Consider the following 13801-nt stretch of genomic DNA (forward strand, 5'->3'; position numbering starts at 1 on the left):
TTGAGAAGCTTGCTGGAGGTATCAGAAGTGCGAATGCTGACATGAGTAACGACAATGGGTGTGAAAAACACCCACGCCGAAAGACCAAGGTTTCCTGCGCAACGTTAATCGACGCAGGGTTAGTCGGTCCCTAAGGCGAGGCTGAAAAGCGTAGTCGATGGAAAACAGGTTAATATTCCTGTACTTCTGGTTATTGCGATGGAGGGACGGAGAAGGCTAGGCCAGCTTGGCGTTGGTTGTCCAAGTTTAAGGTGGTAGGCTGGAATCTTAGGTAAATCCGGGATTCTAAGGCCGAGAGCTGATGACGAGTTACCCTTTGGGTGACGAAGTGGTTGATGCCATGCTTCCAAGAAAAGCTTCTAAGCTTCAGGTAACCAGGAACCGTACCCCAAACCGACACAGGTGGTTGGGTAGAGAATACCAAGGCGCTTGAGAGAACTCGGGTGAAGGAACTAGGCAAAATGGCACCGTAACTTCGGGAGAAGGTGCGCCGGTGAGGGTGAAGCATTTACTGCGTAAGCCCATGCCGGTCGAAGATACCAGGCCGCTGCGACTGTTTATTAAAAACACAGCACTCTGCAAACACGAAAGTGGACGTATAGGGTGTGACGCCTGCCCGGTGCCGGAAGGTTAATTGATGGGGTTAGCTAACGCGAAGCTCTTGATCGAAGCCCCGGTAAACGGCGGCCGTAACTATAACGGTCCTAAGGTAGCGAAATTCCTTGTCGGGTAAGTTCCGACCTGCACGAATGGCGTAACGATGGCGGCGCTGTCTCCACCCGAGACTCAGTGAAATTGAAATCGCTGTGAAGATGCAGTGTATCCGCGGCTAGACGGAAAGACCCCGTGAACCTTTACTATAGCTTTGCACTGGACTTTGAATTTGCTTGTGTAGGATAGGTGGGAGGCTTTGAAGCGTGGACGCCAGTTCGCGTGGAGCCAACCTTGAAATACCACCCTGGCAACTTTGAGGTTCTAACTCAGGTCCGTTATCCGGATCGAGGACAGTGTATGGTGGGTAGTTTGACTGGGGCGGTCTCCTCCTAAAGAGTAACGGAGGAGTACGAAGGTGCGCTCAGACCGGTCGGAAATCGGTCGTAGAGTATAAAGGCAAAAGCGCGCTTGACTGCGAGACAGACACGTCGAGCAGGTACGAAAGTAGGTCTTAGTGATCCGGTGGTTCTGTATGGAAGGGCCATCGCTCAACGGATAAAAGGTACTCCGGGGATAACAGGCTGATACCGCCCAAGAGTTCATATCGACGGCGGTGTTTGGCACCTCGATGTCGGCTCATCACATCCTGGGGCTGAAGCCGGTCCCAAGGGTATGGCTGTTCGCCATTTAAAGTGGTACGCGAGCTGGGTTTAGAACGTCGTGAGACAGTTCGGTCCCTATCTGCCGTGGACGTTTGAGATTTGAGAGGGGCTGCTCCTAGTACGAGAGGACCGGAGTGGACGAACCTCTGGTGTTCCGGTTGTCACGCCAGTGGCATTGCCGGGTAGCTATGTTCGGAATAGATAACCGCTGAAAGCATCTAAGCGGGAAACTAGCCTCAAGATGAGATCTCACTGGGACCTTGAGTCCCCTGAAGGGCCGTCGAAGACTACGACGTTGATAGGTTGGGTGTGTAAGCGCTGTGAGGCGTTGAGCTAACCAATACTAATTGCCCGTGAGGCTTGACCATATAACACCCAAGCAATTTGTGAACTCGAAAGAGGCCAGATTGCGGTGTGTGAAGACGAAACGAACCGAAAGTTCGAGATACTCACAAAGCACCAAGATCTATCGCATACCCATTCGCTGGAGCGTAATCCGCAAGGAGAACGACCTGGCTACCGAATTTCTTGACGACCATAGAGCATTGGAACCACCTGATCCCATCCCGAACTCAGCAGTGAAACGATGCATCGCCGATGGTAGTGTGGGGTTTCCCCATGTGAGAGTAGGTCATCGTCAAGATTAAATTCCGAAACCCCTATCTGCGTATGCAGGTAGGGGTTTTGTTTTGCCCGCAGGAAACACCCGAACCAGAAAAAACCAACCGTCGTTTTGGCCCTCAAGAACTCTCCTTAGAGGAAATCGCACTAAAGCGACTGCACAGTTTTTGGTATGGTGCAGCTCGTTTTTTAACGGACTGCTTTCAGGCTGACGGATCGGCACTCCTTTTTAGTCACAGAGCTGCTGCAGAAATGCCCGAACCAATACCCATCAAGGACCACGAAAAAGAGACACGCCTGGTCAACAAGCGACTGATCGCGTGCGCCTTGTTTGTCGTCGCGATTTCCTGCGCACTGGTGGTGCGTATGTACATCTTGCAGGTAGTCGAATTTGACTATCACTCCACGATATCCGAAAACAATCGAGTCCACGTCCTGCCAATCACTCCCACTCGTGGGCTGATCTACGACCGCAACGGTGTCGTCCTGGCAGACAACCGGCCCAGCTTCAACCTGACCATCACTCGTGAACGCGCCTCGGATGTGAAAGAAGAGCTGGACGAGGTGATCAACCTCCTGCAGTTGCCGGCTGAAGACCGCACGGTGTTCGACAAGGCAATGAGGCAAGCACGGCATCCGTTCGTACCCGTCACCCTGTTCTATGAACTCAGCGAAGAGCAGATCGCGGTGCTCGCGGTAAACGAGTTCCGTCTGCCGGGTATCGATGTCGAACCGCAATTCGTCCGCCACTATCCGCTAGGTGCGCATTTTGCGCATTCCATCGGTTACGTCGGTCGCATCAACGAGAAAGAATCCAAAGCACTGGATACGGTCGAATACCGTGGTACTCAATCCATCGGCAAGACCGGTATCGAAAAATTCTACGAGTCCGAACTGCACGGCCAGGTGGGTTACGAAGAAGTTGAAACCAATGCTCAGGGCCGCGTGCTACGGGTGCTCAAGCACACCGATCCGATTCCCGGCAAAAACATCGTATTGAGCCTCGACGTCAAACTTCAAGAGGCCGCCGAAGACGCCCTGGGCGATCGTCGTGGTTCGGTGGTTGCGCTCGATCCGTCGACCGGCGAAGTGCTGGCCATGGTCAGTAAACCGAGCTTCGACCCGAACCTGTTTGTCACCGGCATCAGCTTCAAGGAATACGCGGCGCTGCACGATTCCATCGATCGGCCACTGTTCAACCGCGTCCTGCGTGGTCTCTACGCGCCTGGTTCGACCATCAAGCCGGAAGTGGCAATTGCCGGCCTCGACGCCGGTGTAGTGACGCCGCAGACCCGCGTCTTCGACCCAGGTTATTACCAACTCCCGGACTACGATCACAAATACCGGAACTGGAACCACAGCGGCGATGGTTGGGTGGACATGGACGCGGCGATCATGCGCTCCAACGACACCTACTTCTACGACCTTGCCCACAAGCTCGGTATCGATCGCTTGCACGACTACATGGCGATGTTCGGCCTCGGTGAGAAGGTCTCGCTGGACATGTTCGAAGAGTCTGCCGGACTGATGCCTTCCCAGGCCTGGAAGCGCGCCACACGCCGTCAGGCATGGTTCCCCGGCGAAACGGTGATCCTTGGCATCGGTCAAGGCTACATGCAGGTCACACCGCTGCAGTTGGCCCAGGCCACGGCGCTGATCGCCAACAAGGGGGTGTGGAACCGACCGCACCTCGCCAAAACCGTCGACGGGGTCGCGCCAGTGGACGAGCATCCGATGCCAAACATCCTGCTGAAAAATCCGCACGATTGGGAGCAGGTCAACCACGGCATGCAAATGGTGATGCACGATGCCCGCGGGATTGCCAGGGCAGCAGCGCTTGGCGCCCAGTACCGCATCGCGGGCAAGAGCGGTACCGCGCAAGTGGTCGCGATCAAGCAGGGCGAGCGCTACAACCGCGCGAAAACCCTGGAGCGTAACCGCGACAATGCGTTGTTCGTCGGTTTCGCACCGGCGGAACACCCGAAGATTGTCATCTCGGTGATGATCGAAAACGGCGAGGCCGGTGGTCGTGTCGCCGGTCCCGTGGTGCGGCAGATCATGGATGCCTGGTTACTTGATCAGGAGGGTCATTTGAAACCGCAGTACGCCGCGCCGAGCAAAGCGCCGGGCGATCCTCACGTTTAATAAGCGCTCAAGGCTTTACAGCACAGGCTCACGAATACTGAGCATGTGCTGGAAGCTTTCGAGGAGCACGGTTTCGGCCTGGCTCATGTTCTGCTCGCTGTCCCGCGCCGGTAAAAGTCGAGTAATCGCCATCCAATGCGAGAGCGGGCATGCACGTGCATGCTGACTTTCAGCCAACATCAATGCTGACTGACACACTGCTTTCGCGGGCAAGCCCGCTCCCACACTTGATTTCCGTCGTTCACAAGATCTGTGTCCAGCACCGATCTAATGTGGGAGCGAGCCTGCTCGCGAAGAACGATAACGCGGTACAACGGATAAAACCCAAGTGCCGTAAGGCACTTGCCATTGCCCTTACGTTAACGTAAAGATTGCGGCAGGGCGCTGAACTTAAAAAGGCGCAGGGCGGACCGATCCGGAGCGCTTGATGACGCTAATAAAAACAACTTCCCCCAAATTGCACCGCGAAGCCCGGCTGGCCCGGGAAAAACTCCATCTCGAGGGCGAAGTCCCCGATGGCGTATTGCGGGCGGAAATCGATGCGTCGTGGCGGCGTAGCCTGAGTCATGGCGTGCATTTCAATAGCAAACACGAACTGGCGCTGGAGTCGAGCGCGAGCCTCGAACTGCTGTTGGCGAGCAATCGGCTGCTGATCGACGCGGCGTTGCCAGCGATCGATTACCTGGCCGAGCGTCAGGGCAAGGAAGGGCTGATCATCCTCGCCAACTCCGACGCCACCATTCTTGCGGTCGAAGGTCGGGCCGATCGCCTCAAGGGCAGCGGCCTGCAAGACATCACCCTCGGCGCCTGCTGGAGCGAAGCCGCTCGCGGCACCAATGCCCTCGGTACCGCGCTGGTCGAAGCCCGGCCGACGATGATCGATTGCGGCGAACATTACCTGGATCGACTGACTGACTTTTCTTGCACCTCGGTGCCCATCCATTGCCCTCAGGGCGACATCCTCGGCGTTCTCGACCTGACCCGCGAAGGCCCGCTAGGCCGCGTTCATGACAGCACCGCTTTGCTGGCCATGGCCGTCAGCCAGATCGAAAGCCGGGTGTTCAACGCCAGTTTTCCCGAGCAGATCGTCCTGGCGTTCCACAGCCGTCGGCAATACCTCGAATCTCCATGGCAAGGTCTGCTTGCCGTGAGCCTGGGCGGGCAGATCCTCGCGGTCAGCACCCAGGCCTGTCAGTTGCTCCATGCCGAGCGCTCGGCATTGATCGGTCGGCGTTGCGAAGAGTTTCTCGGCGTCGATGGCCTGCAACTGTTGGCGCGCCTGCACCAGGACGGTGTCGGCAGCCTACAGACCGCCAAAGGCGAATTTTTCTACAAAACCCTGCGCGCGCCACAACGCTCGATCAATGTCAGCAGCCCGGCGCGCAGCACCGGTAAAATTGCCAAGCCACAGCCCGATCTGGACACCCTGGCCGGCAGCAACGTCCGTTACGCACGGGCCTTGCGCATGGCCTGTCAGGGTTTGGCCAATGAGTTGCCGGTGCTGCTGCTCGGCGAAACCGGCACCGGCAAAGAAGTGATTGCCCGCGCGTTGCACATGGCTGGCACCCGTTGCGACAAACCCTTTGTTGCGGTGAATTGCGCGGCCATTCCCGAAGGCCTGATCGAATCAGAGCTGTTTGGCTACCGCGAAGGCGCCTTCACCGGGTCCCGTCGCGGCGGCATGGTGGGGCGCTTGCAACAGGCCCACGGCGGCACCTTGTTCCTCGATGAAATCGGCGACATGCCGCTGTCCTTGCAGGCCCGTTTGCTGCGGGTCTTGCAGGATCGCAAAGTGGCGCCGCTGGGGGCCGGCGAGGAGCAGGACATCGACGTCGCCCTGATCTGCGCCACCCACCGTGACCTCAAGCGCCTGGTGGAGGAAAAGCACTTTCGGGAAGACCTGTTTTACCGGGTCAATGGCATCAGTGTGATGCTCCCGGCCCTGCGTGAGCGCGAGGATTTCAGTGGTCTGGTTGGCCGTCTGCTGGTCAAACTCAACGCGCCTGCTGTCGTCCTGCATGACGATTTTAACCGTTTGCTCGGGGCCTATCACTGGCCGGGTAATATCCGCCAATTGGAGATGGTTTTGCGCACCGCGCTGGCCATGCGTGAACCGGGCGAATCCGTGCTCACCCTCGATCACTTGCCGGACAGCATGCTTGACGAGCTGAACGCCAGCGAACGTCCACAATCGGGCAGCATTCGCGAAAATGAACTGGAGCTGATTCGCCAATCGCTGGACACTCATCAGGGCAACGTCACGGCCGCCGCCGACGCCTTGGGCATCAGCCGCGCGACCCTGTATCGCAAGCTCAAACAGTTGCGTTCGTGATGCAGCGCCTGATCGTCCGGCTGATCGACAGCCAGAACCCCGACGCCCTGCAGGCGGCATTGCGTTGGCTCTACAGCTTTGTGCGCCCGCATCGCGTGGCGATTGCCGGGTTGCTCGGTTTATCGGTCTGCGCCTCGCTGCTGGTGCTGGTGCAGCCTTGGTTGACCAAACTACTGATTGACGATGGTTTGCTGGCGCGCAACTTTCCGAAACTGGTGCTGATTGCCGGGCTGATGATCGTCGCCGGGCTGTTGGGTACAGGGCTGTCGGGGATCAATCGTTACCTGCACACGCGGCTCTCCGGGCGGATTCTGTTTTCTCTGCGCGATGATCTCTATCGGCACTTGCAAACCCTGTCGCCGAGCTTCTACGGGCAGCGGCGCATCGGTGACCTGATGTCGCGCCTCGATGGTGACGTCGCGGAAATCCAGCGCTTTGCCGTGGACTCGCTGTTCTCTGCTGTGTCGAGCGTCATCGGCCTGGTCTGCGCGGTGGGCATGTTGCTGACCCTGTCCTGGAAGCTCTCGCTTTTGGCGCTGGTGCTGATTCCGCTCGACGTGCTCTGGCTGCGCTGGATGCGGCGCAAGGTCGAGCGGGACGTGCGGCAGCTGCGGGAGCGTTCAGCGGACATGTCCTCGTTCATGGTCGAGACCTTGCCAGTGATGAAATTCATCCAGTCCGCCGGCCAGCAACAGCGTGAATCGCGACGGCTGGAGGCCCTGGGGCAGGGCTACATGAGCCAGTTGCTGCGCCTGCAAGTCACCGAGTTTTTCACCCAGGCCGTGCCGGGTACGCTGACCTCGTTGTCCCGCGCCTGCGCGTTTTTGATTGGCGGTTATTGGGTGGTGCAAGGGACCTGGCAGTTGGGCGCGCTGATCGCGTTTTCCACTTACCTGGGCATGGCGGTCGGGCCGGTGCAGAGCCTGCTCGGGCTCTATGTCGCGATTCAGCGGATGACCGTCAGCCTCGGGCGGGTGATGGAATTGCGCGGCGAAGTACCGACCGTTCTCACGCCCGTCGCACCACAACCGATGCCGACCTCTGGCGAACTGCGTTTCGACGATGTGCACTTCAGCCATCCGGGCCGCCCGACCACATTACGCGGCATCGAAGCGCGAATTCCCTATGGCTTGAAAGTCGCGCTCAGCGGTGGCTCCGGTGTCGGCAAATCGACCTTGATCGACTTGCTGCAACGCCACCACGATCCACAGTCTGGCCGGGTATTGCTGGGCGAGGTCGATTTGCGCGAACTGGACCTGTTCCAGTTGCGTCGGCGGATAGCCGTGGTCAGTCAGGACATCGTGTTGTTTCGCGGCAGCCTCGCCGACAACCTGGCCTACGCCGTGCCCGACGCCAGCCGCGAAGCGATCACCGAAGTGGCGCGGCTGGCGCAACTCGACAGCCTGATCGCGTCATTGCCCGAAGGCCTCGACAGTCCGCTGGGCGAGCGCGGCCAGCAATTGTCCGGCGGGCAGAAACAGCGCATCGCCATAGCCCGGGCGCTGTTGCAGGATCCGCTGATTCTGGTGCTCGACGAAGCGACCTCGGCGGTCGATGAAGCGACCGAGCGTGAGGTGATCGAGGCCATTGACCGACTGTTTGCCGGTCGCACTCGAATCCTCATCAGTCATCGTCCTTCGACACTGGCCGATGCCGATCTGCGCTTTGAACTGCTTGACGGCGTGCTCACTTCAAAAACGGTGCTGCATGAAGCCTGAGCTGCGGGTCGGTGTCGTCGACAGCGGTCACTCGGCGGCGCAACGGGTGCAGGTCATTGCCGGGCGACGCTTCTCGTTGCTTGAGGATGGACTGGCTGAAAGCGATTTGCGCGACGATCCGCTGGGCCATGGCAGCGCGGTGATCGAGGCCATCGGTCGGCGGGCGCCAGCGGCGGTTTTTTGCGTGGCTCAGGTATTCGATCAGCGAGGCGTTACCAGCGCGTTGCAGATCGCCTCGGCGATTGACTGGCTGGTCGCGCAGGATGTGCGGCTGATCAATCTCAGCCTCGGCTTGCGTCAGGATCGCAGTCTGTTGCGCGAGGCCTGCGCGGCGGCGGTGGCGCGGGGTGTCTTGCTCTGTGCATCCAGCCCGGCACAGGGCGAGGGCGTTTTCCCGGCGAATTATCCACAGGTGCTGCGGGTCACGGGCGACGCGCGCTGTGCCGAGCAGGAATGGTCATGGCTCAATAGCGACCAGGCGGATTTCGCCGCCTGTGTGCATGGCACGTACCCAGGACAGTCCGGTGCCAGCCTGGGGTGTGCCGCGTTGAGTGGGCACATTGCGTGGTTCCTGGTCGAGCAGCCTGACGCGAGCAATCAATACGTCATCGAATGGCTGCGGGAGAACGCCCGTTACCGCGGTCCGGAACGGCGCTTCGGGCCATGATTCTGATTCTTGGCGCGGGGCCCGCCGGCGCGGCGGTGGCATTGGGGTTACGGCGGCTCGGTTACCCCGTGACGCTGGTCAGCGAGTGGCGCCGATTTGCGGCGCTGGAAGGCGTTTCCGTGAGGGTGCTGGACGCATTGCGCGGTGCGGGCTTGCATCAAGCCCTGGCGGACGCGGCGTTGCCGTCTCAGCGGCAGGTGTCGTGGAACGGTCAGCAGCATGCGCAAAACATTGAATTTCTGTTGGACCGTCCGACCTTCGACCGAGGCCTGCGCGAGGACTTGCGTGTTGCCGGTGTCGAGCTGATCGAAGGGCGGGTGTTGAGCGTTCAGACGTCGGCTTCGGTGCATCGGGTCGAGATTGAAGGGGGCGAGGTGCTGGCTGCGGAGTTTCTGGTGGAGGCCCGTGGACGGCAGGCGCCTGCGCTTGGCAAAGGCCTGCGCGGACCGGAGACGGTCAGCTTGCTGAATCGCTGGCAAGGCACGCCGGGTGCAACGGCGAGCGCCGTGGAAAGCCTTGAGGATGGCTGGGCGTGGATGGCGCGGCGAGCCGACGGTCAGTGTTATTGGCAGTGGACGGTGGACGTGGCCAGCGCCGAGTTGCCGGTCAAGGCACGTTTGCTCGAATACTGTCAGCAACGACGGCAAGCTTGCGCGTTGGCACGGGCGTTTTTTGGTACTGAAGCGGAAACGGACAGGCAACTGCATGCCCGCAGCAGCACGGCCATTTTGAGTCCCCACGTGTGCGGCGATAACTGGATCCGGGTCGGCGATGCGGCGATGGCCGTGGACCCGTTATCGGGCAACGGGATTTTTCAGTCACTGTCCTCGGCGTTACAGGCACCGACGGTGATCAACACGCTGCTGCGCAAACCGGAGCGAGCGGCGCTGGCGCAGCGCTTTCATCAGCAGCGGGTGGAGCAGTTGTTTTTGCGATTTGCACGGATCGGGCGGGACTTTTATGCCGATGAGCGACGCTGGCCGGAACAGCCGTTCTGGCAGGCACGACGGCAGTGGCCGGATGCCGAGGTGGCCCATGCCGAGGCGGATTTTGCAGCGCTGAAGATTGAGCGAGCGCCGGTGCTGAAGGAGGGGTTTGTGGATGAGGCTGAGGTGGTGGTCACGGTGGATCAGCCGCTGGGGATCTGGCATGTGCACGGGGTTGAACTGGCGCCGGTGGTGCGGCGGTTGCGCACTGAGCCGGCGGATCAGGTGTTGGCGGGGTTGACAGTGGAGCAGGGGCGGATGGTTCGGAGTTGGTTGTTGGGGCAGGGGTTCAAGCCCTGAAATTGTGATGTCTGGACTGGCCTCTTCGCGAGCAAGCCCGCTCCCACAGGGAATTTGTGATCGACACAAAATTACTGTGGGAGCGGGCTTGGTCGCGAAGGCGGCCTGGAGGACGACGTAATTACAACTTGATCAACACCGACTTCAACTCGGTGTAATGCTCGATCGCCGCATACCCCATCTCTCTGCCGACGCCCGACATCTTGTACCCACCAAACGGCAACGCCGGGTCCAGCGCGCTGTGGCAGTTGACCCATACCGACCCCGACTTGATCCGGGGAATCATCCGGTGCACCGCCGCCAGGTCATTCGACCAGATACTGGCCCCCAAGCCATAAGGACTGTCATTCGCCATGCGCAGCGCATCGGCCTCATCGTCGAACGGAATCGCCACCAGTACCGGGCCGAAGATTTCCTCCTGCACCAGCGAGTGCTTCTGATCGACATCGACAATCACTGTCGGTTTGACGAAGAACCCCGGCCCGAACTGCTCACCGCCGCAGGCGATGGTCGCGCCACTTTCCCGTCCCTTTTCGATATAGCCGTAAACCCGTTCCTGCTGACGCGCGGAGATCAGCGGCCCCATGTCGACGCTAGGGTCCAGGCCGTTACCGAGCTTCATCGCATTGGCGATGTCAGCAATATCCGCCACCACATTATCGAAATGCTTGCGCTGCACATACAGCCTCGAGCCGGCGCAGCACACCTGGCCCTGGTTGAAGAAAATCGCGCTGGCGGCACCGGCTGCGGCAGTCTTCAGGTCAGCATCGGCCATGACGATGGTCGGTGATTTGCCGCCCAGTTCCAACGTGACGCGGGTCATGGAATCCATGGCAATCTTGCCGATCTGCTTGCCGACGGCGGTGGAACCGGTAAAGGTCAGCTTATCCACCAGCGGGTTGTGGGTCAGGGCGGAACCGGCGGTGATGCCGGTACCGGTCACCACGTTGAACACGCCTTCGGGATAACCGGCTTCCAGCACCAGTTCGGCGAGTTTCAGCGCGGTCAGCGGCGTTTCGTCCGCCGGTTTCAAGACCACGGTGCAGCCGGTTGTCAGGGCCGGCCCCAGTTTCCAGCAGGCCAGCAACAACGGGAAATTCCAGGCGACGATGGCGCCGACCACCCCCACGGCTTCGCGACGAATAAAACTGTGGAATTGATCGTTGGGCATCAACGGCAACGACACTTCGACGCTGGAGCCTTCAATTTTGGTCGCCCAACCGGCCATGTAACGCAGGAAGTCGATGGACAGCTGCACATCCATCACTTGGGCCACCGCCGCACTTTTACCATTGTTCAGGCATTCCAGCTGAGCGAGCAGTTCGGCGTCGCGCTCCATCAGGTCGGCGAGTTTCCACAGCAGGTTCTGCCGTTCCCGTGGCCGGGTGCGGGTCCAGGCCGAATCATCGAACGCCTGGCGGGCGGCGAGCACCGCGCGATCGACATCCTCAGGCGTGGCCCGTGGCACCACGCACAGCACGTCGCCGGTGGCCGGGTTGTGCAGGGGCATGGTCTGGCCGTCGGCGGCCTCGACCCAGTTACCGCCGATCAGCATGCGCGGGGCGCGTTGAATGAATGCCGAAGTGGCGGGAAGCAAATAAGGGAGGGGCATGGCGAGACCTCTTGTTGTTCGAGAAAGCAGGTCTTTCGCAATGGCTGTGCCAGTTGTGGTTTTTCGGTTGGAAGGTCGATTTGGCGGGGGCTGCGTGTAATTTTGCTATGACCGGGAGGAAAACAGACGTCGCAAATTGCGACGCAATGAGACGGTGGTGATGCAAGATCAAAAGATCGCAGCCTTCGGCAGCTCCTACATCGGATGACCTGTAGGAGTTGCCGAAGGCTGCGATCTTTTGATCTGCGTCCTATGCTTGTCTCAGACTGCAACAGATGTCGCGATATTAGACGCAGGTCATCTAACTCAGCCAGGATTCAAAGACGTCAAATTCGTGCAACTCGTTGATAAAAAAGGTTATCGGCAAGCTGGCACGCTCTGTGTATTACTCATCCCAGACGTTTCTCTTGCCTCTGTCAGCGGTTCGCCGCCGACGGCAGAAACCATAAAAACGATAAGCCACAAAAATAAGAAAGCACCGTGCGAGGTTCGACGTTGATGAAGAGAAAACTCCGATCAGGCCTGAGCGTCAGTCTGCTGGCCGTGGCCGCGTTTGTGGCGCTGCATTCGCCTTACAGCCTGGCAGCCCGCGACGCCCAGACCGTCCTCAAGGAAACCTGTCAGGGCTGTCACACCCCTGAAGCCAATAATGCCCTGAGCCGCATCAGCCAACAGCGCAAGTCCCCGGAAGGTTGGCTGATGAGCATCGCCCGGATGCAGACCATGCATGGCTTGCAGATCAGTGATGACGACCGCCGTACTCTGGTCAAATACCTGGCTGACACTCAAGGGCTGGCGCCGAGCGAAACCGATGGCGTGCGTTATGCGCTGGAGCGTCGACTCAATACCGTCGAGAAATTCGACGACCAGACCAGCCAGATGTGCGGCCGCTGCCACTCCGGCGCGCGGGTCGCCCTGCAACGCCGTCCGGCCCAGGAATGGGAACGCCTGGTGAACTTCCACCTCGGCCAATGGCCGTCGCTGGAATACCAGGCCCTGGCCCGTGATCGCGACTGGTTCGACATTGCCCGCAAAGACATGGTGCCGCTCTTGGCCAAGCGGTATCCGCTGGACAACCCGGCCTGGAAAAAATGGCTGAGCGCCGCACCCAAGGCCGAAGCACTGGTGGGTGATTGGAGTTTCAGCGGCCACTTGCCGGGTAAAGGTGAACTGGCCGGCGTGATGAGCGTGACGGCCGATGGCAGCGACACGTTCAAGGTCAGCGTCAAAGGCCAATACGCCGATGGCAGCCCGTTCAACGGCGACGGCAGCGCGATTCTCTATACCGGCTACGAATGGCGCGGCAACGTGACCGTCGATGGCGTGACCATGCGCCAGGTGTTCGCCGCCCAAGGCAACGCCATGCAAGGCCGGATGTTCGAGGCTGAACACGATGAGCGCGGCCTCGACTTCGTGGCCGCCAAGCAAGGTTCAAGTCGTTTGCTGGCGGTGCAGCCGGGTTATCTGAAAGCCGGCGCTGAAACCGAAGTGACGCTGCTCGGCAGCGGTCTCACCGGCAAACCGAACTTCGGCAAGGGCGTGGAAGTGGTCGAAGTCATCGAGCAGAGCCCGGAGCGAATCAAGGTCAGACTCAAGGCTGCCGCCAATGCCCAACCGGGTTTGCGCGCGGTGACCGTCGGCTCGCTGAAAGGGCCGACCCTGTCGGTCTACAACACCATCGCCGAAGTCAAAGTCGTGCCTGAGTTCTCGGTGGCGCGGATCGGCGAGGGTGGCGGCTCGACGCCGAAGGTCCAGGGCCGTTTCGACGCAGAAGCCTGGGGCAAGGGTGCTGACGGCAAGCCGTATCGCATCGGTGTGTTCCCGGCGCAATGGAAGGTCGAAGCCTTCGACGATCGCGCCAAGGAAGACGAAGACGTCAAGTTCGCCGGCACCATGCAGGCTGACAGCGGCGTGTTTACCCCGGGCGATGCCGGGCCGAACCCACAACGCAAAATGTCCACCAACAATGCCGGCAACCTCAAGGTGATCGCCGCCGTCGACGACGCAGGGAAATCCCTGACCGGCGAAGGCCACATGATCGTCACCGTGCAACGCTGGAACAATCCACCCATTCCGTGAGTCGGCCTGAAACCAATGGCTTCGG

Annotated in this window: 8 protein-coding genes and 2 rRNA genes (1 of these 10 only partly in view); 8 read left to right on the forward strand and 2 right to left on the reverse strand. The window is 59.9% G+C overall.

The annotated features are described in order from the left end of the window. The 3 genes from ACA052_RS08910 to mrdA form a co-directional block, all read left to right on the forward strand. A 23S ribosomal RNA gene (locus ACA052_RS08910) occupies positions 1-1684 on the forward strand; it begins 1208 nt to the left of the window's first position. Positions 1685-1843: 159 nt separating this feature from the next. Beyond that, positions 1844-1959, forward strand: a 5S ribosomal RNA gene (gene rrf, locus ACA052_RS08915). A gap of 230 nt (positions 1960-2189) precedes the next feature. Continuing rightward, positions 2190-4082: a penicillin-binding protein 2 gene (gene mrdA / locus ACA052_RS08920; RefSeq protein WP_497649326.1), complete on the forward strand. Its 1893-nt coding sequence runs from the start codon at positions 2190-2192 to the stop codon at positions 4080-4082. Positions 4083-4097: 15 nt separating this feature from the next. On the opposite strand, the gene ACA052_RS08925 is transcribed toward mrdA, so the two are convergent. Then, on the reverse strand, positions 4098-4295 hold the full coding sequence (locus ACA052_RS08925; RefSeq protein WP_497650420.1) for a hypothetical protein: 198 nt from the start codon (positions 4293-4295) through the stop codon (positions 4098-4100). A 214-nt stretch (positions 4296-4509) separates the two neighbouring features. On the opposite strand from ACA052_RS08925, the gene ACA052_RS08930 reads away from it, so the two are divergent. The 4 genes from ACA052_RS08930 to qhpG are packed head-to-tail and all read left to right on the forward strand — an operon-like array spanning position 4510 to position 10085. Further along, on the forward strand, positions 4510-6414 hold the full coding sequence (locus ACA052_RS08930; protein WP_497649327.1) for a sigma-54-dependent Fis family transcriptional regulator: 1905 nt from the start codon (positions 4510-4512) through the stop codon (positions 6412-6414). Continuing rightward, positions 6414-8132 carry an ABC transporter ATP-binding protein gene (locus ACA052_RS08935; RefSeq protein WP_497649328.1) on the forward strand — a complete coding sequence of 573 codons (1719 nt, stop codon included), beginning with the start codon at positions 6414-6416 and terminating at the stop codon, positions 8130-8132. The genes ACA052_RS08930 and ACA052_RS08935 overlap by 1 nt, the downstream gene beginning before the upstream one ends. Further along, entirely contained in the window at positions 8122-8799 is a 678-nt protein-coding gene (qhpE, locus tag ACA052_RS08940) for a subtilisin-like serine protease QhpE (RefSeq protein WP_497649329.1), read from the forward strand. Before ACA052_RS08935 ends, qhpE begins: the two co-directional genes overlap by 11 nt. Then, a complete protein-coding gene (gene qhpG, locus ACA052_RS08945) occupies positions 8796-10085 on the forward strand; it encodes a flavin-dependent monooxygenase QhpG (protein ID WP_497649330.1) in 1290 nt (429 codons plus the stop codon). The genes qhpE and qhpG overlap by 4 nt, the downstream gene beginning before the upstream one ends. Before the next feature lie 121 nt (positions 10086-10206). Here qhpG and ACA052_RS08950 read toward each other — a convergent pair whose 3' ends face one another. Beyond that, positions 10207-11697, reverse strand: a complete 1491-nt coding sequence (locus ACA052_RS08950) for an aldehyde dehydrogenase family protein (RefSeq protein WP_497649331.1) — start codon at positions 11695-11697, stop codon at positions 10207-10209. A gap of 498 nt (positions 11698-12195) precedes the next feature. Between ACA052_RS08950 and peaA the strand changes: the two genes are divergently transcribed. Beyond that, positions 12196-13776, forward strand: coding sequence for a quinohemoprotein amine dehydrogenase subunit alpha (gene peaA / locus ACA052_RS08955; RefSeq protein WP_497649332.1), 1581 nt, complete (start codon positions 12196-12198; stop codon positions 13774-13776). The last annotated feature ends 25 nt before the right edge of the window (positions 13777-13801 follow it).

It is taken from the genome of Pseudomonas sp. LBUM1644 (assembly GCF_059716195.1).

Bases quoted from the DNA above. Each gene is read 5' to 3' on its own strand.
- qhpG (WP_497649330.1), top strand. From the start codon at position 8,796: ATGATTCTGATTCTTGGCGCGGGGCCCGCCGGCGCGGCGGTGGCATTG.
- ACA052_RS08950 (WP_497649331.1), bottom strand. From the start codon at position 11,697: ATGCCCCTCCCTTATTTGCTTCCCGCCACTTCGGCATTCATTCAACGC.
- qhpE (WP_497649329.1), top strand. From the start codon at position 8,122: ATGAAGCCTGAGCTGCGGGTCGGTGTCGTCGACAGCGGTCACTCGGCG.
- peaA (WP_497649332.1), top strand. From the start codon at position 12,196: ATGAAGAGAAAACTCCGATCAGGCCTGAGCGTCAGTCTGCTGGCCGTG.
- ACA052_RS08930 (WP_497649327.1), top strand. From the start codon at position 4,510: ATGACGCTAATAAAAACAACTTCCCCCAAATTGCACCGCGAAGCCCGG.
- mrdA (WP_497649326.1), top strand. From the start codon at position 2,190: ATGCCCGAACCAATACCCATCAAGGACCACGAAAAAGAGACACGCCTG.
- ACA052_RS08935 (WP_497649328.1), top strand. From the start codon at position 6,414: ATGCAGCGCCTGATCGTCCGGCTGATCGACAGCCAGAACCCCGACGCC.